General features: G+C 69.8%; 18 protein-coding genes. 6 read left to right on the plus strand and 12 right to left on the minus strand.

Annotated features, from left to right (window positions below; genetic code table 11):
- Window positions 1-41: 41 nt before the first annotated feature.
- Window positions 42-764, minus strand: coding sequence for a uracil-DNA glycosylase (locus LOZ83_RS06930; RefSeq protein ID WP_374202629.1), 723 nt, complete (start codon window positions 762-764; stop codon window positions 42-44).
- On the opposite strand from LOZ83_RS06930, the gene LOZ83_RS06935 reads away from it, so the two are divergent.
- Window positions 763-2,235, plus strand: coding sequence for a S10 family peptidase (locus tag LOZ83_RS06935; RefSeq protein WP_236789339.1), 1,473 nt, complete (start codon window positions 763-765; stop codon window positions 2,233-2,235). The genes LOZ83_RS06930 and LOZ83_RS06935 overlap by 2 nt on opposite strands.
- 194 nt (window positions 2,236-2,429) lie before the next feature.
- Here LOZ83_RS06935 and LOZ83_RS06940 read toward each other — a convergent pair whose 3' ends face one another.
- The 7 genes from LOZ83_RS06940 to LOZ83_RS06970 form a co-directional block, all read right to left on the minus strand.
- Window positions 2,430-2,891, minus strand: coding sequence for a hypothetical protein (locus tag LOZ83_RS06940; protein WP_236789340.1), 462 nt, complete (start codon window positions 2,889-2,891; stop codon window positions 2,430-2,432).
- A gap of 37 nt (window positions 2,892-2,928) precedes the next feature.
- A complete protein-coding gene (locus LOZ83_RS06945) occupies window positions 2,929-4,644 on the minus strand; it encodes a S8 family serine peptidase (protein WP_236789341.1) in 1,716 nt (571 codons plus the stop codon).
- A 78-nt stretch (window positions 4,645-4,722) separates the two neighbouring features.
- Window positions 4,723-5,682: a Ppx/GppA phosphatase family protein gene (locus tag LOZ83_RS06950; protein WP_236789342.1), complete on the minus strand. Its 960-nt coding sequence runs from the start codon at window positions 5,680-5,682 to the stop codon at window positions 4,723-4,725.
- 9 nt (window positions 5,683-5,691) lie between these two features.
- Window positions 5,692-6,186, minus strand: coding sequence for a DUF501 domain-containing protein (locus tag LOZ83_RS06955; RefSeq protein WP_236789471.1), 495 nt, complete (start codon window positions 6,184-6,186; stop codon window positions 5,692-5,694).
- A 32-nt stretch (window positions 6,187-6,218) separates the two neighbouring features.
- Window positions 6,219-6,758, minus strand: coding sequence for a septum formation initiator family protein (locus tag LOZ83_RS06960; protein WP_236789343.1), 540 nt, complete (start codon window positions 6,756-6,758; stop codon window positions 6,219-6,221).
- A gap of 7 nt (window positions 6,759-6,765) precedes the next feature.
- Window positions 6,766-8,052 (minus strand): phosphopyruvate hydratase, encoded by a 1,287-nt coding sequence (gene eno, locus LOZ83_RS06965; protein WP_236789344.1) that lies wholly within the window; start codon window positions 8,050-8,052, stop codon window positions 6,766-6,768.
- Between the two features lie 37 nt (window positions 8,053-8,089).
- Window positions 8,090-8,569 (minus strand): glyoxalase/bleomycin resistance/extradiol dioxygenase family protein, encoded by a 480-nt coding sequence (locus LOZ83_RS06970; protein ID WP_236789345.1) that lies wholly within the window; start codon window positions 8,567-8,569, stop codon window positions 8,090-8,092.
- Between the two features lie 86 nt (window positions 8,570-8,655).
- On the opposite strand from LOZ83_RS06970, the gene LOZ83_RS06975 reads away from it, so the two are divergent.
- Window positions 8,656-9,060, plus strand: a complete 405-nt coding sequence (locus tag LOZ83_RS06975) for a tetratricopeptide repeat protein (protein WP_236789346.1) — start codon at window positions 8,656-8,658, stop codon at window positions 9,058-9,060.
- Window positions 9,061-9,318: 258 nt separating this feature from the next.
- On the opposite strand, the gene LOZ83_RS06980 is transcribed toward LOZ83_RS06975, so the two are convergent.
- The gene (locus tag LOZ83_RS06980; RefSeq protein WP_236789347.1) at window positions 9,319-9,870 is read right to left on the minus strand and encodes a MarR family winged helix-turn-helix transcriptional regulator; all 552 of its coding nucleotides are present in this window, start codon (window positions 9,868-9,870) and stop codon (window positions 9,319-9,321) included.
- A gap of 84 nt (window positions 9,871-9,954) precedes the next feature.
- Here LOZ83_RS06980 and LOZ83_RS06985 point away from each other — a divergent pair, with 84 nt between their 5' ends.
- Window positions 9,955-10,881 carry an NADP-dependent oxidoreductase gene (locus tag LOZ83_RS06985; RefSeq protein WP_236789348.1) on the plus strand — a complete coding sequence of 309 codons (927 nt, stop codon included), beginning with the start codon at window positions 9,955-9,957 and terminating at the stop codon, window positions 10,879-10,881.
- A 1-nt stretch (window position 10,882) separates the two neighbouring features.
- Here the strand turns inward: LOZ83_RS06985 and LOZ83_RS06990 are convergent, their stop codons facing one another.
- Window positions 10,883-11,539 (minus strand): hypothetical protein, encoded by a 657-nt coding sequence (locus LOZ83_RS06990; protein WP_236789349.1) that lies wholly within the window; start codon window positions 11,537-11,539, stop codon window positions 10,883-10,885.
- Window positions 11,540-11,753: 214 nt separating this feature from the next.
- Here LOZ83_RS06990 and efeU point away from each other — a divergent pair, with 214 nt between their 5' ends.
- From efeU to efeB, 3 genes are all read left to right on the plus strand, one after another.
- On the plus strand, window positions 11,754-12,590 hold the full coding sequence (gene efeU / locus LOZ83_RS06995) for an iron uptake transporter permease EfeU (protein WP_236789350.1): 837 nt from the start codon (window positions 11,754-11,756) through the stop codon (window positions 12,588-12,590).
- Window positions 12,587-13,726, plus strand: a complete 1,140-nt coding sequence (gene efeO, locus LOZ83_RS07000) for an iron uptake system protein EfeO (RefSeq protein ID WP_236789351.1) — start codon at window positions 12,587-12,589, stop codon at window positions 13,724-13,726. Before efeU ends, efeO begins: the two co-directional genes overlap by 4 nt.
- 100 nt (window positions 13,727-13,826) lie before the next feature.
- Window positions 13,827-15,071 (plus strand): iron uptake transporter deferrochelatase/peroxidase subunit, encoded by a 1,245-nt coding sequence (gene efeB / locus LOZ83_RS07005; RefSeq protein ID WP_236789352.1) that lies wholly within the window; start codon window positions 13,827-13,829, stop codon window positions 15,069-15,071.
- On the opposite strand, the gene LOZ83_RS07010 is transcribed toward efeB, so the two are convergent.
- Together LOZ83_RS07010 and LOZ83_RS07015 are read right to left on the minus strand one after the other, a co-directional pair.
- Complete coding sequence (locus tag LOZ83_RS07010) at window positions 15,041-15,982, minus strand: MazG family protein (protein WP_236789353.1); 942 nt, start codon at window positions 15,980-15,982, stop codon at window positions 15,041-15,043. The genes efeB and LOZ83_RS07010 overlap by 31 nt on opposite strands.
- A complete protein-coding gene (locus tag LOZ83_RS07015; protein ID WP_308190193.1) occupies window positions 15,979-16,959 on the minus strand; it encodes a SurA N-terminal domain-containing protein in 981 nt (326 codons plus the stop codon). Before LOZ83_RS07015 ends, LOZ83_RS07010 begins: the two co-directional genes overlap by 4 nt.
- Between the last annotated feature and the right edge of the window lie 60 nt (window positions 16,960-17,019).

Below are 17,019 nucleotides of genomic sequence, written 5' to 3' on the forward strand. Positions count from 1 at the left end.
GTCGCCGTCCCAGCGCGAAACGATTCAGACGAGACAGCGGGTCAAGCCAATCCCGCCGCGTCCTTGGCCCGCGCGAGCACGTCACACAGCATCGCGGGCGTCAACCGGCCGGTGAAGGTGTTCTGCTGCGAAACGTGGTAGCAGCCCAGCAGACGCAGATCACCGATGACGACCTCCACGCCGTGCCCGAACTTCGGCAGCGGCCTGGGCAGCGGCCGGCCGTGCGCGAGCACCGGCAGCAGGGCCTGCCAGCCGAACGCACCCAGCACGACGATCGCCCGCAACGTCGGCTTCAGCAGGTCCAGTTCATGTTCCAGCCAGGGACGGCAGTTGTCGCGCTCCGCGGGCGTCGGTTTGTTGGCCGGCGGCGCGCAGTGCACGGGCGCGGTGATCCGGGTGCCGTACAACTCCAGACCGTCGCCGCGGCGAACGGAAGTCGGCTGCGAAGCCAGGCCCACGTCGTACAGGGCTTGGAACAGCACGTCGCCGGACCGGTCGCCGGTGAACATGCGGCCCGTCCGGTTGCCGCCGTGCGCCGCGGGCGCGAGGCCGACGATCGCCAGCGCGGCGTCCGCCGGTCCGATGCCGGGGACGGGTCTGCCCCAATACTCCTCGTTCGCGTAGGCCGCCCGTTTCGTCCGGGCGACCTCCTCCCGCCAGGCGACCAGGCGCGGGCAGCGGCGGCATTCGCTGACCTGTTGGTCGAGCTGCGCGATCGTGTCCGGCCTGATCTTTGTCACACCTCCACAGTATGTTGAGCCCATGGCCGACACCCCGGAAGAGGAGTCCGACGACAAGAAGGCTCCTGAGCCGAGCGATGACCTGGTGACAACTGGGCACACGCTCACCGTCGAGGGCCGCGAGTTCGCCTACACGGCGCGCACCGGCCGCATCGTCCTGCGTAAGGAGGTGTTGACGGACGGCAAGTTCGAGGGCCACCAGGCCAAGGCGGAGGTGTTCCTCACCTCGTACACGCTGGACGACGCCGAGCCCGGCGACCGGCCGGTCACGTTCGCGTTCAACGGCGGTCCCGGATCGGCGAGCGTGTGGCTGCACATGGGTCTACTCGGCCCGCGGCGGGCGGTGTCCGGCGACGTAGACTCCCCCGAACCGCCCCCGTACCGGCTGGTCGACAACCCGGAAACCCTGCTCGCGCACAGCGACCTGGTGTTCATCGATCCGGTCTCCACCGGGTACTCGCGCGCGACGAAAGGCGAGAAACCCAAGGAGTACCTGGGTTTCACGCCGGACATCGAGTCGGTCGGCGAGATCATCCGGCTGTGGACCTCGCGCAACGGCCGCTGGCTTTCGCCGAAGTTCCTCGCGGGCGAGTCCTACGGCACGCTCCGGGCAGCGGCGCTCGCGGCGCATCTGCAGGAGCGGCATGGGATGTACCTCAACGGGTTGATGCTGATCAGCAGCGTCCTCGACATGGGCACGATCCGGTTCACCGAGGGCAACGACAAGCCGTTCCCGCTGTACGTGCCGACCTACGCCGCCATCGCGCACTACCACGGCCGGCATGGCGACCGCCCGCTCGACGACGTGCTCGCCGACGCCGAGGAGTTCGCCGCGCGCGAGCTGCCGTACGCGCTCGACCGTGGCGCGCGCCTGACGCCGGAGGAGCGCACCGCGGCGGTGCAGACGCTCGCCTCGCTCACCGGGCTTGAAGAGTCCTATGTGGACAGGGTGAACCTGCGCATCGAACACATCCGGTTCTTCACGGAACTGTTGCGGGACCGGGGTTTGACGACGGGGCGAATGGACGGCCGGTTCACCACGTGGGAGCCGGACGGCGGCCGCGAGCAGATGAGCGACGACGCGTCGATCTCCCGGATCATCGGCGCCTATTCGGCCGCGTTCAACCATTACGTGCGCACCGAGCTCGAATACGAAAACGACCTGCCGTACGAGATCCTGTCGATGGACGTCGTGCGCGACTGGTCCTATTCCGATTTCGAGGGCCGCGCGGTGTCCTCTGTGGACGCACTCGGCTCGGCGATGCGGGCGAACCCGCACCTGAAGGTGCACGTCGCGCTGGGCTACTACGACGGCGCCACGCCGTACTACGCGGCCGAGCACGTGCTGGCACGCTTGCAGATCCCGGAAGAGCTGCGGGAGAACGTCGAGTCGGCGTACTACCCGGCCGGGCACATGATGTACGTCCACGAGCCCTCGCGCGTCCAGCAGTCGGCCGATCTCAGGGCGTTCATCGCGAGCAGTTCGAACAGGTAGCCGTCTGGCCGAGGCTGGACGGGAATCGGACAAACGTGGGACCGAAGGGCCATCGCTCCGAGCGGGCTGGTCCCATGGCCCCTACCTGTTCCGGCCGTCACCGACTGCTGTGGGCATAACTACACGCCCAGCGCGCCGCCTGGCTGCACGTGCCGGAAGGTCAGCAGATCACGCTCAAGGTGTGACCACGGCCGTTAGCGCACGCCCGTCTCGTCGACGGTGAGGGACGCTTGCGGGCCACCGCCGCCGCAGGTGGGGCCGTTGGGGTACAACAACTTCGGCGTCACGGTCACCGTCTCGCCGGCGAACGTCGCTTGCACCGGAGCGGCGGGAAGGTCCGGAATCGTGGCGAATCCGGTCTTCCCGCCGGTTTCCCGCATGTGCGCCGTGCACGCGTCATCGGGGCCGGTGCCGGTGCAGCTCGTCTCGGCAGCCGCCGTCGCCGCGTGAAGCTGGACCTGGTACGTGTGGCACGAACCGTTCCAGCACGCGTCCAGGCTTGTCGTGTCCATGAACCGCGCGGCGACCGCCGGCGCGATCTGCACGCCGATACCCACCGGCGTGCCGATCCCGGTGCACGGCTGTCCGGGAGCGCCGGCCTGAGTCCCACAGGCCGCGAGAACCACCATCAGCAGCAACAGCGTCAGTCTCCGCATGACTGATGGACGTCCGGCGCTCCCGGATCGGTTGCACTCAGCCCCGGACGTACGGCGAACCGTGCGTCACGGCGGCGTAGGCGTCGACGGCACCGTTGCCGTAGAAGCCGTTGAACTCCGGCGTACCATTGCAAGTCGCGGTGAACGACGCGTCGCGGCCCTCGTCGAGGTAATCGAATGTCCGCGGAACCGGGCACGCGATCGGCGCGGCGGTCCCTTCGATCACCCGCTGCACGGCGTCCGGGCTCAGCCCGAACCCACCATGGCTCGCCTTGCCGTACTGCGAAACGATCAGCGCGGCGACCCCCGTCGCGTGCGGCGTGGCCATCGAAGTCCCTTGCAGGAACTGGTAATAGCCCACCCGACCATCCGCCGCGACCGCCTTCTGCACGCCGAGCGCGGCCCCGTCCGGGGTCACGTTGCCCGCCGCGTCGATGTTGCCCTCCGCGACCCCGACGTTCTTCGGGTACGCCGACAGGATCTCGTTTTCGTTGGTGCGGTACCAATCCGTGCCGAACCCGTCGCGGAAGTACCCGCCCGGCGCCGAAACGGAGATCTGCTCGGTGCCGTAGTTCGAGTAGTCGGCCTTCGCCCCGGACGGGCCGAACGCGCCGACGCCGATCGTATGCGGCCCCTCGGTGGGCAGCGACAGGCAGCTCGCGTTGTCGATGGTGCGGGGATGCGTCGACGCGGCCGGGTAGTCCGGGCTGGTCGTGTCGGGCTGCGGCGCGCCGAGGTCGGTGTGCTGGTTGCCCAGCGCGACGACCGACGTGACGCCCTTGCGGTAGGCGTAGTTCAGCGCCCGGTTGACGGCTTCGGTGATGGTCCGCTGTTCGAGCTTCTCGGCCTGCGAGTCGGCCGGGTTGTTCGCGCAGTTGTAGAGCCACGGGTCGACGTAGAACGACATGTTCACCACGTCGATCCCCGCGTCACCGGCATAGGTCAGCGCGTCGACGGTCGGCTGCAGGAAGAAGAAACCCGAGTCCTGACCGGCGCGGACGTTGACGATCGTGACGTTCGGGGCGACGCCGGAAACGCCGAAACCGTTGGCGGCAGCGGCAATCGTGCCGGCGACGTGGGTGCCGTGACCATTGTCGTCGTGGTTGGCGGGGTCGACGCAGCCGCGGTATTCGCACGGCCCGTCGACGACAGCGCCGGTCTCGTCGGTGGGGATGTCGCGGGTGAAGTTGCGGGAGTCGGCGGCGTCGAAGTTCGGCGCGATGTCGGGGTGTGAGCCGTCGACACCGGTGTCGATGATGCCGACCTTGACACGCTTGTCGCCGGCCTGGACCGTGCGCGCGAGGTCCGAACGAGTGGATTTGAGGCCCCACAACTGGTCGTCGAGCGGGTCCGTGCCGACGGGCTTCGGGGCGGCCGGCTTCTTCTTCGAGGCGCCGTGCTCCTGCTCGGCGCCGGGCTTGGCGGCCGCCCGATCCTTGGGCGCCCGGCCGATCGAGGTTGCCTTGGCCGCACCGTAAATGGCACGGTCGGCCGAGACGCGTTCGGTGAATCCGTTGGCCGGTGCGCTGGCGGTGATCAGCCCGACGGCGCTGTTGGTGTGCACCACTGTGCCGCCCGCGTCGCGGATGGCCTGTTCGGCGGCGGCGACGCTCTGCCCCTCGGCCGCCAGGACGGTGAATTCCGTTGTCTCGCCGGAAAGCCGCGGTTGTGCCACGGCGGCCGGCCCGGCCACCACGATGCCGCCGATCAGCGGTATCGCGAGCACAGCGATGAGTAATCTGGATCTTCTCAAGATCAGCTCCTCCTCAGCCAAGAATGAGGAGGAACATACCTAAGGTTTTGGTAAAGCGGAACGAAAACCCGACTAAAGTCAGGCCAGCGAAAGCGCGATACCGTCGAGGATGTCGTGCTCGCTGACGACGAGTTCCGCCGGGCCGCCGCGCTCCGCCAGTTGCTCGGCGAGCACTCGCACGATGAGCGCGCCGCCGCCGATGACGTCGACGCGGCCCGGGTGGATGACCGGGTTCGCCGCCCTGGCCTCATGATCCTCGCCGAGCAACCGGTCCGAGACCTCGAAGAGCTGAGCCTGCGACAGGCGGGAGAGGTGGGTGCGCTCGGAGTCGTACTCCGGCAGCTTCTGCGCCACGGCCGACAACGTCGTCACCGTCCCGGCGACCCCGATCCACGTCTTCGCCTTCGCCTTCGCGACATCAACCGCGTCGAAAGCCTGCTCCAGCACCCCGGTGGCGAACTCGCGAGCGGCGGCGATCTCGTCCGTGGTGGGCGGATCCGACCGCAGGGCCCGCTCGGTGATCCGCACGCAGCCGACGTCGACCGACTTCGCCGCGGTCACCGTCGCGCGCTGACCGTCCCAATCGCCGAGTACGAGTTCCGTCGACCCGCCGCCCACGTCGACCACGAGGAACGGGCCGTCGTCGGGATCCTGCTCCCCGACCGCGCCGGTGAACGACAGCCGCGCCTCTTCGTCGCCGCTGATGACCTCGGCCTCGACGCCGAGAGTTTCCCTTGTCATGGCGAAGAACTCGTCGCGGTTGCGGGCGTCGCGGGTGGCCGAGGTGGCGACCATACGCACGCGCTCGACGCCCTTGCGCCGCGCGGCGATCGTGTAGTCGGCGAGCGCGGCGCGGGTGCGCTCCAGCGCTTCGGGCGCCAGCTCGCCGGTCGCGTCGACGCCCTGCCCGAGCCGCACGATGCGCATCTCGCGGTGCAGGTCACGCAGGTCGACGGTGCCGTCGTCGCGATGCGTCAGCTCGGCGACGAGCAGGCGGATGGAGTTCGTTCCACAGTCGATCGCGGCAACTCGGGGCATGCGCCGAGCTTAGGGGATCACCGGGGCACAGTCGCCCGACGGCCAGTCCGGGCGAAGCAGCTCCACCGTCTCGTCGCCGAATGGGTTCACACCAGGGCCGCAGGCGAGGGTATGCGCGAGATGGACGTGCAGGCACTTGACGCGCCCCGGCATCCCGCCCGCGGTGACCTGGTGCCCGAGCGGTTCGATGGCGTCCCGCTGGGCCAGGTACGACTCGTGGGCGCGCTGGTACGCCGCGGCCAGCTCGTCGTCGACCGCGAGGCGATCGGTCATCTCCTTCATCAGACCGGACGCTTCGAGTCGCCCGACGAGCGACGCCAGGCGCGGGCAGGTGAGGTAGTAGAGCGTGGGAAACGGAGTGCCGTTCTCGAGCCGTGGACTGGTCTGTACCACTGCGGGATGGCCACTGGGGCAGCGCGCCGCGATCGCCCGCAGCGCGCGCGGCGGGCGGCCGAGCTGCTGCGCGATCGTCTCCCGGTCGGCCTCGGTCACCGGCTCGAACATCGTCTCCACGACACCATTGTCGCAAGCTCGGTTCAGTGCCCGACCGTGGACCAGAGCTGCTGGTACCAGGCCGTGTCGCCGGGACCGGCCTGGCGCTGCGCCAGCTGCTGCTGCCCCTGCGGGGTGTCCTCGGGCAGCTGCACGAGATACGGCGTCTCGCCGGGCATCACGTATCGCAGCCGTTTCCGGGCCTCGGCCTCGACCTGCGCCGGGTCGTTGAGCGCCGCCTGCCGCGCCTGCAGCTGGCTGACCTCGTCGCGCAGCTGTGCCTGGCGCTGCTCCTGCTGGGAGATCTCGCCCCGTTGGCTCAGGTAGGTCCGCAGCGGCACGGCGAGCGTGAACGCCAGCGCGCACACCACGATCGCGATCACCGCGGCCCGCCGGGTGGTGGACATGCCCAGCACCCGGGTCGCCCCGGCGGCTTGCTTGGCGCCGAGGCCGCGGCGCAACCGCGTCCGGACCGACTCCCGCCGCGCGCGAGCGGGCCGGTCGCGCCGGACGGACTGGCCGTCCGCACGGCGTACCGTGCGGCGGCCCCGTCTGGTGCGCTCCCGGCCCCCCCGCTGGCTCATCGGCCGCTCAGCTCTCCGGCGTGAACCGCGGGAAAGCCAGCTCGCCCGCGTAGCGCGCCGCCTCGCCGAGAGTCTCCTCGATGCGCAGCAGCTGGTTGTACTTCGCGACGCGCTCGCTGCGGGCGGGCGCGCCGGTCTTGATCTGGCCGACCCCGGTCGCGACCGCGAGGTCGGCGATCGTGGTGTCCTCGGTCTCGCCGGAGCGGTGGCTCATCATGCTCTTGTAGCCGTAGGAGGTCGCGAGCGTGATCGCGTCGAGGGTCTCCGACAGCGTGCCGATCTGGTTGACCTTGACCAGCAGCGCGTTCGCGGCACCGCGGTCGATGCCCTGCTCGAGCCGGTCCGGGTTGGTGACGAACAGGTCGTCGCCGACGATCTGGACGCGCTCGCCGAGCTGGCTCGTCAGCGCGACCCAGCCGTCCCAGTCGTCCTCGGCCAGCGGGTCCTCGATGGACACCAGCGGGTACGCGCCGAGCAGTTCGCCGTAGTAGGCACTCAGCTGCTCGGCCGTCTTCTTGCTGCCCTCGAAGCTGTACGTGCCGTCGGCGAAGAACTCCGTCGCGGCCACGTCGAGCGCCAGCGCCACATCCCGGCCCGGCCGGTAGCCCGCCTTCTCGATCGCGGTGGTGATCAAGTCCAGCGCCTCGCGGTTGCTGGACAGGCTCGGCGCGAACCCGCCCTCGTCACCGAGGCCGGTGGCCAGGCCGCGGCCCTTGAGCACCGACTTGAGCGAGTGGTAGACCTCGACGCCCCAGCGCAGCGCCTCGCGGAAGGACTCGGCGCCGATCGGCGCGATCATGAACTCCTGGATGTCCACATCGGTGTCGGCGTGCGCGCCACCGTTGAGGATGTTGAGCATCGGCACCGGCAGCACATGCGCGTTCGGGCCGCCCAGGTAGCGGAACAGCTCCAGCTCGGCGGACTCGGCGGCGGCCTTGGCGACCGCGAGCGAAACGCCCAGCAGCGCGTTCGCGCCGAGGCGGGACTTGTCGGGGGTGCCGTCCAGGTCGACCAGCTTCTGGTCGACGACGCGCTGCTCCACCGCCTCGATCCCGGTCAGCTCCGGGCCGATCTCGTCGAGCACCGCGGAGACCGCGCGCTCGACGCCCTTTCCGTTGTAGCGCTTGGCATCGCCGTCGCGGAGCTCGACGGCCTCGTGCTCACCGGTCGACGCCCCCGACGGCACGGCGGCGCGGGCGAGTGTCCCGTCGTCGAGCGCCACCTCCACCTCGACAGTCGGGTTGCCGCGCGAATCCAGGATCTCGCGGGCGCCTACCTGCTCGATGACCGCCACTCGTCGCTCCTCATGGTTGTGCCGGGCGCTGACCCGCTCAGCCTAACGGCAGGTCCTGATCACCCGTTGGAGGCTCGGCCCGGATTTCCTGCCAGCCCGGCGGCAGCTCCGCGGTGTCCGAGGTCTGCTGCCAGAACGTCCAGCTGTTGCCGCCGATATCGGCGACCGTGAACACGCGGGCGCCATAGGGCTGGTCCTGCGGCGCCGTGACGTCGCCGCCCTCGCCGAGCGCCGCACACACCCGGTCGAACTGGGCGTCCACGTCGTCGACGTAGACCACGTTCAGCTGGCCGACGGGCCGGTCGACACCCTTGCTCTCCCAGTAGTCCGAGCCCACCCCGGCCAGCACGATCTCGGCGGCACCGGCCGCGACAGTGGCCTGGAAGACCTGGCCGGCGCCGTCGACGTAGCGGACCCGCTCGCTGAAACCGAACACGCGGACCAGCCAGTCGAGGGCCTCGGTCGCGTCGGTGTAGTACAGGTACGGCGAGAGACCTAGGTACCGAGCTTCGCTCATGGACGTGTAGTGCATCAGATGGGCATCCCGCCCTGTGATCGCACCCCTGCCGAAAGTGGGTGATCCGGGGTAACGTCGATCTGACTATGGATGACGAGAACAGGACTCTGGACCATGTCGGCGACAACCGGTTCAAGGCGTTCCGTCAGGCCGAGGCGTTGGTCGAGAACAGACGCCCGCTGGACGCGCTGAAGGCACTGCAGCCCGTGCTGGAAGCCGAACCGGACAAACCCAGTGTGCAGCTGCTGGCCGGCCGCGCCTACTTCCATTCCGCCCAGCTCAACCACGCCGAGCAGGCGTTCACGCGGGTGCTGGAGCTCGATCCGTCGGACCACTACGCCCGGTTCGTTCTGGGCCGCACACTGCAGCGCCTCGGCCGGTTGGTCGAGGCGCTCGGTCAATTACGGATGGCTTGGGCGATGAACCCGGTGCCGGAATACCAGGACGCGCTGTCCGAAGTGAAGGCCCGGGTCCAGCTCCGCGAGACCTAGTCCGCGAGTTCGACACTCGCGACGCCGAGTTCGACGTTCGCGACGCCGAGTCCGACACTGGCGACGCCGAGTCCGACATTCGTGGAGCCGAATTCAGTGCTCCTCTCCGGCGAGTGCCGACCCCGCGGGCCGACACCTGCCCGAACGTCGAACTCGCGGTCCCGAACGTCGAACTCGCGGTCCCGAACGTCGGACTCGCCCTACCGAACGTCGGACTCGCCCTACCGAACGTCGAACTCGCCGTACCGAACGTCGGACTCACTGTCGTGAGTGTCGGACTCGCCGTGGGGGTGGTGGCGCGTCGGCCGTGCGGCGTTTGCGTGGGGCCGCGGAGCGGGGCGGCTGCGCGCGCATGTGGTCGCGGACGCGCGTCATGATGTCGCCGAGGTGGCGCAGATCCTCCTCGGACAACGGGTCGAGCAGCAGGCGGCGGACGTCCCTGACGTGCCCGGGCAGCACCCGGTGGAACAGCTTCCGGCCGTCCTCCGTGATGGCGACCAGCGTCGCGCGCTCGTCGTCCGGGCTGGGGCCGCGCGTGATGAGCCCGGCCTTCTCCAGCAGACCGGCCTGGTAGGTCAGGCCGCTGCGGCTGTAGACGACACCATCGGCGAGTGCGGTCATGGTCAGCTGGCCGTCGGCGCCGATGAGCAGGCCCAGGATCTGGAACTGCACCGGGCTGAGGTTGCCCTCGGCGCGCAGGTGCTGTTCGACCTGGTGCTGCAGCAGGCTGTTCGCTTCGGTGAGCGCGAAATAGGCCGCGAGCTGCCGGGCATCGAGCCCGTCGCCGGCGTCCTTACCCCGCTCCGTCATGCCTCCATCGTATCTGCTTTGAAGTCGAAGCAATCTCGCGGTAGCCTGGTGCTTCAAGTTCAAAGCACTTTCCGAGGAGAGCTCATGAAGGCAATGCGGTACCACTCCTACGGCGACAGCGACGTGCTGGTCTACGAGGACGCGGACCAGCCGGCCGCGGGCGCGGGGCAGGTCGTGTTGCGGGTGGCCGGCACGTCGTTCAACCCGCTGGACGCCGCGATCAGGACGGGACTGATGCAGGAGGTTTTCGCCGTCGCGTTCCCGCACGTACCGAACTACGACGTGGCCGGCGTCATCACCGAGGTCGGCGAGGGCGTGACCGGCTGGAGCACCGGGGACGCAGTGGTCGCGTTCCTGCCGCCGGCCGAGCCGGGCGCGGCGGCCGAGTACGTCGCCGCACCCGCCGAGTTGCTGGCCAGCGCTCCCCGCGCGGTCGAACTCGCCGACGCGGCGGCGCTGCCGTCGACCGGCCTCACGGCCATGCAGGCGCTGTTCGAGCACGCCGAGCTGAAGACGGGTCAGAGCATCCTGGTCAACGGTGCGGGCGGCGCGGTGGGCGGGTACGCCGTCCAACTCGCCCACCAGGCCGGGGCCACCGTGACCGCGACCGCCAGCGCGCGCAGCATCGACCGGCTGCGCTCCTACGGGGCGGACCACATCGTCGACCACGCCGCCACGCCACTGCCGCAGGCAGTGGCCGGGCAGCGGTTCGACGTGGTGCTGAACCTGGTGCGCACCACCCCGGAGGAGACGGCGCAACTGGTCGACCTGGTCGCCGACGGCGGAACGCTCCTCAGCGCCACCGGCCCGGTGCCGGACGATGCCCGGGTTCGGGCGGCCTGGGTGTTCGTGCGCAGCGACGCGGCTCAGCTCGCCGAACTGGTCACCCGGGTCGATGCCGGTGAACTGAAGATCGACGTCGCGGAGCGGCGGCCGCTGACCGACCTGCCCGCGGTCCACGAGGAAGCCGCCAGCGGGCGACTCGCCGGCAAGACCGTGCTGACTCCCTGATTCAGGGCTTCGCCGAGGCGTAGACGTCGGCGGCGGTCAGGGTGTCCTGGGTGTCCTGAAGCGATTGCGTGTAGCCGAGAATCGTCGTCCACCACCCACCCGCCGTCGACAGGTCCGCGCCCGTCGAGCAGAGGTACCGGCTCACCGTGTACGCGGCGTCGGCGGCGTTGCGCATGTCCGCGGGCTTCGAGTCGTGCAGCGCCCGCGAGGACCAGCGGTCCCAGATCGGCTGCGGCACCGGCAGCGGACCGGTCCCGACGGCCTGCACCTGCCCGAGCCCGGCGAGCGTCGCCCACGACAGGTGACAGTTCGGGGCTTCGCCGCGCATCCGCATCTCGGCGCGGCCGTAGGCCGACAGCACCACCGGCGCGAGCTTGGCCGGACCGGCGAGCTTCCGCGACCATGCGTCCAGTTCGGCTTCGTCGGACTGGGTGGGCCGGTCGACCGGTGGGGCGGCGGCCGGTTTGGGCGCGGCGGCCGCGGGCGGCGGGGACGGCGGCGCGGGCGTCGTGGGCGCGGGCGCTTGGGGGTTGCCGGGCCGGCTGGTGCCCAGCGTGAAGATCAGGACGAGACCGGTCGCCAGGACGCCGATCGCGAGCCACAGCGACGACGAAGACCGACGCTGGGTGACATCCCCTGATGGGGTGGGCTCAACCACCGGATCAGGTTAGCGACCTCACCCTCAGCGCCCACTGCCGCCGGGATCACACAATTCGTTATCAAGCCGCCGATTGATGCCCTGACCAGCTCAAACACTCTCAGCAAGATCCGTTTTGCCCGGATTGGGACACCCTCAGAGCACTTCGCCACTAGACATACAGGCAAGGCTTACCTAAAAACATCTGGACGGACCGCACTGAGGAGGCCCTAAGTTGTTGCTCTCGAGCCTGCTCATCGGCCTGCGGGAAGGCCTTGAGGCCGCCCTGGTGGTCAGCATCCTCGTCGCGTTCCTGGTCAAGACCGACCGGCGGCCGGCGCTGCGCTGGGTCTGGCCCGGCGTCGGGCTCGCCGTGGTGCTGTCGATCGCGGTCGGCGCGGTGCTGACCTTCACGACCGCACAGCTTTCCTTCGAACAGCAGGAGTTGCTCGGCGGAAGCCTGTCGATCGTCGCCGTCGCCTTCGTCACCGTGATGATCTTCTGGATGCGCAAGGCGTCCCGCAGTATCGCCGCCGAACTGCGCGGGAAGATGGACGAGGCGCTCGCCGTCGGACCGCTCGCCGTGTTCCTGCTGTCGTTCCTCGCGGTCGGCCGGGAGGGCCTGGAGACCGCGGTCTTCTTCTACGCCACCGTGCAGAGCGCGCAGGGCGGCACCACCCAGCCGCTGATCGGGTTCGCGATCGGCATCGCCGTGGCGGTGATCATCGCCTACCTGATCTACCGCGGCGCCGTCCGGTTCGACCTGGCCAAGTTCTTCAAGATCACCGGCGTGCTGCTGGTGTTCGTCGCCGCCGGCGTGCTCGGTTACGGCCTGCACGACCTGCAGGAGGCCGCGTTCCTGCCCGGCCTGCACAACCTCGCGTTCGACGCGTCGAACGCGATCCCCGAGACCTCGTGGTACGGCGCGCTGTTGAAGGGGATCTTCAACTACTCGCAGCAGACCACCGTTCTGCAGGCCGTCGCGTGGGTCGCCTACGTCGTCATCGTGCTGCCGCTCTTCCTGCGGCGGACCAGCCCCAAACCCGCGCTCGCGGGCGCTACCAAGGAGTGACCTTGCCGAAGAGACTGTTCGCGCTGGCCGGTACGGCCGCGCTGCTGACGCTGGCCGCGTGCTCGGGCGGCCAGGACTCCGCGAGCGGCGGCGGTGCCGGCGGGCCGATCACCGTCGCGGCTTCGGACACCGCCTGCGAGGTCTCCACCGCCACCGCGAACGCGGGCAACCTGACCTTCGAGGTCACCAACAAGGGCAACAAGGTCACCGAGTTCTACCTCTACGCCGAGGGCGACCGGATCATGGGCGAGGTCGAGAACATCGCGCCCGGCCTGACCCGCAAGCTCAACGTCGAGGTCGCCGACGCGGGCACCTATCAGACCGCCTGCAAGCCCGGCATGGCCGGCGACGGGATCCGCGGGCCGTTCACCGTGACCGGTGGCGCGACGAAGCAGGCCGACGCGAACACGGAACTGGCCGACGCCACCAAGAGCTACGCCTCGTTCGTGGCCAACCAGACGGACGCGCTGGCGACCGAGACGCAGAAGTTCGCGGACGCGGTCAAGTCCGGCAACGTGGCGGACGCCAAGGCGCGCTACGCGACCACCCGCGTCTACTACGAGCGGATCGAGCCGGTCGCGGAGAAGTTCGGCGATCTGGACCCGGCGCTCGACGTCCGCGAGGCGGACCTCGAAGAGGGCCAGCAGTTCACCGGTTTCCACCGGCTGGAGAAGGACCTGTGGGTGACCGGGCTGCAGCCCGACAGCGCGCAGATCGCGGACAAGTTGGTCACCGACGTCAACGACCTGGTCGGCAAGACCAAGACCCTTCAGCTGACCCCGCTGGACCTGGCCAACGGCGCCAAGGAACTGCTCGACGAGGTCGCCACCGGCAAGATCACCGGCGAGGAGGAGACCTTCTCGCACACCGACCTGTGGGACTTCCAGGCCAATGTGGACGGTTCGAAGGGCGCGATCCAGGCGCTGCGGCCGGTGCTGCAGGCCAGGGACGCCGCACTGGTGTCCACAGTGGACACCCAGTTCGCGAACGTGCAGAAGCTGCTGGACGCGACCCGCAGCGGTGACGGGTTCAAGCTCTACACCGAGCTGACCCAGGACCAGATCAAGCAGTTCGCCTCCGCGGTGGACGCGCTGAGCGAGCCGCTGAGCAAGGTGTCGGAGGTCGTCGCGCAATGAGCGGTGACGACCGGAGGGAGGAGGCGCTCAAATTGACACAGCCACCTCGTGCCTCATGGGCGTTCATGCGGGCCGAGGAACGAGCGGAGCGTGAACGCCCATGAGCACGCTGTCCCGGCGGCAGATGTTCGGTATCGCGGGCGCCGGTGTCGCATTGGCCGGCGCGGGTGCCGCCGGGGCCGGGATCGACCGTGCGCTCGGCACTTCGACCGCCGAAGCGGCGACGGACATCGTGCCGTTCAGCGGCGAGCACCAGGCCGGCATCGTCACACCCGCCCAGGAGCATCTGCACTTCGCGGCGCTGGACGTCACGACGACCGACCGCGCGGCGCTGGTGTCGCTGTTGAAGACGTGGACCGATGCCGCCCGGAAGATGACCGCGGGACGGGAGGTCGGCGCGACCGGTGCGGTCGACGGGCCGAAGGCCGCGCCGCCAACCGACACCGGGGAGGCGCTCGAACTGCCGGCGTCGGCGCTCACGCTGACGATCGGCTTCGGGCCGTCGCTGTTCGACGACCGGTTCGGCCTCGCCGCGCACCGGCCGGAGTCGCTCACCGAGCTGCCGTCGTTCCCGAAGGACAAGCTCGACCCGGCGCGCAGCGGCGGTGACCTGTGCATCCAGGCCTGCGCGAACGACCCGCAGGTGGCGGTGCACGCGGTGCGCAACCTGGTCCGGCTGGGCTTCGGGAAGACCGAGGTGCGCTGGTCGCAGCTGGGTTTCGGGCGCAGCTCGTCGACCTCGACCACGCAGTCCACGCCGCGGAACCTGTTCGGGTTCAAGGACGGCACGCAGAACCTGAAGGCCGAAGACCCGACGCTCGGTGACTACGTGTGGGCCACCGCGGGTGACGGCCAGCCGTGGCTCGCGGGCGGCTCGTTCCTGGTGGCGCGGCGGATCCGGATGCACATCGAGACGTGGGACCGGACGTCGCTCGACGAGCAGGAGAAGATCATCGGCCGGTCGAAGGGCAGCGGCGCCCCGCTGGGCCAGAACGCCGAGTACGACCCGATGGACCTGCAGGTCGGCGGCGCGGACGGCGAACCGCTGATCCCGGCGGACTCGCATATCCGGCTGGCCGCGGCGGAGTCGCTCAACGGCGTGAAGATCCTGCGGCGCGGCTACAACTTCGTCGACGGGTCCGATGGGGTCGGGCATCTGGAGGCCGGGCTGTTCTTCATCTGCTTCAACCGGGATCCGCGCAAGCAGTTCATCCCGATGCAGAAAGCGCTTTCCGCGAAGGACGCGATGATGGAGTACGTGCAGCACACCGGTTCGGCGCTGTTCGCGGTGCCGCCCGGCGTGTCGGACACCGGCTACTGGGGCGATTCCCTCTTCGGCCAGTAGGAACGCCAGCCGTCGGCTTCCAAAGTGGACGGATCGACACCGGCCGCCCGCGCGTTCGTCTCGGCCGCGCGGACGGCGGCGGCGAACCGCTTCGCCACGGCGCGTAGCTCGCCCTCCGGGTCCACTCCGGCGCGGCGGGCGGTGGCGGCGAGCGTGAAAAGCCTTGCGGGCGCGTCGAGTCCGGCCGGGAACAGGTCCAGCGGGATGCCCGCGCGGCCAGTGCGCTGCCCGAGCTTCCCGGCGAGCGCGGCGGCGGGCTGACCGAGCGCGACACCGTCCACAATGGACTTACGCTGCTTCTCGGCCTGCTTGAGCTCCTCCCACTTCGCTTCCTGGTGCTCAGGCGTGTGGAGCTTCTCCCCGTCGGCGAACACGTGCGGGTGCCGGCCGACCAGCTTCGCCACCAGCGCACCCGCGACGGCGTCGATGTCGAACGGGTCGTCCGTGTCTTCGGCGGCGAGCCGGGCATGGAAGAGCACCTGCAGGAGTACGTCGCCCAGTTCCTCGCGCAGCGCCGGACGGTCGTTCTCCTCGATCGCCTCCAGCAACTCGTACGTTTCCTCGACGAGGTACTGGCGCAACGATTCGTGGGTCTGCTTGGCGTCCCACGGGCAGCCGCCCGGCGACCGCAGCACGTCCATCACCTGTGCCGCCTCGATCAGCCCCGCGCCCTGCGGTTGCGCGATGACCCGGGCGCCGGGCAACGCCCGCACCGCGGGGTCGTCGGCCGAGGCCGCGAACAGCACGAGCGGCCCTTCTTCGGCCGCCAGTGTGTGCGGAGCGGGCGCCGGTTTCGCACCGGCCAGCTCGAGCCCGCTGGCGTAAACGGTTCGCGCGTCGCGGAGATACGGGATCGCGGCTAGCGGCACACCGGCGTCGGGGTAGGGCAGGAGGACGACCGTGGCGGTCAAGGCTGGGCTGGTCCCTTCACGGAGACGACGGCACCGGTGGTCTCGGCGGCGCTGGCCGCGACATCCATCGCGACCGGGTCCCACACACCGTAGCGCGGGTTCAACCGCAGCCCGGACTCGTCGACGTACGGCTGCAGCAGCCGCTGCCCGATCGCGACCAGCTGGCTCGCCGTCGGCTCGGTCGCCTGGTCCACGGACTGCGGGGTGGACAGGTCCCGCTGCCGGATCACCGCGACGATCCACGCGGCCTGCTGGGCGCTGGGCTGGAAGGCGACCACCGTGCCCGGCAGGGCACCGAACACGACCGTGGCGGCGAGGTCCGGCGCCTGCACGGCGGGCACCCGCTCGCCGATGCTGGTCTGCTGGCCGGCCGCGGTGTCGGCCTGGATGACCTGCGCCGCGGCGGCCGGGCTCGCGGCCATCTCGTCGGCCTTCGCGAAGGCCTTCTCGCGCATGCTCGCGGGCTGCGCGCCGCCGTCGTCGGAAACCACTGAGGTGTAGTCGAAGGTGACCGACAGTTTCTCGAAGTACTTCTGTGCCAACGCCCGCATCAGCACCTGGTCGGTGATCGCCTCGCGGTGATCGCGCGTGCGGTAGGCGATCTGGCCCGGCAGCTGCGACGGGTCGACTCCCGTCGTCGGCACCGGAGTGGCAAGCGGATCCTGGGCCAGCGCCTGATTGACGAGCTGCTCGTCGGCCGCGAGCCCTTCGCGCTGCGCGGCGCGGGTCACCAGCTCGTGCACGACGAGCTGGGAGACGATCGCGCGGCCGAGCTGGTCGAGCTTGTGCTGCTGGGCCAACTGCTGGGCGGCGGGCTGTTCACGCACCGCCTTGTCGATGAGCTCCTGCACCTGGTCCTGGGTGACTTCGCGGTCTCCCATCAGGAACGCGGCCCCGACCTGGCTGGGCCCGGACCCGCACCCGGCGAGCAACAGGCAAGCGGCGACGGCGGCTACCAGCGCACGAGGACGACCCATGATCCGCATCACACGCGTACCCTCTCACAGCCCCGCCACTTTCGGGACCCCGGCGTGTCC

It is taken from the genome of Amycolatopsis sp. GM8, assembly GCF_021653975.1.
Taxonomy (GTDB): Bacteria; Actinomycetota; Actinomycetes; order Mycobacteriales; family Pseudonocardiaceae; genus Amycolatopsis_E.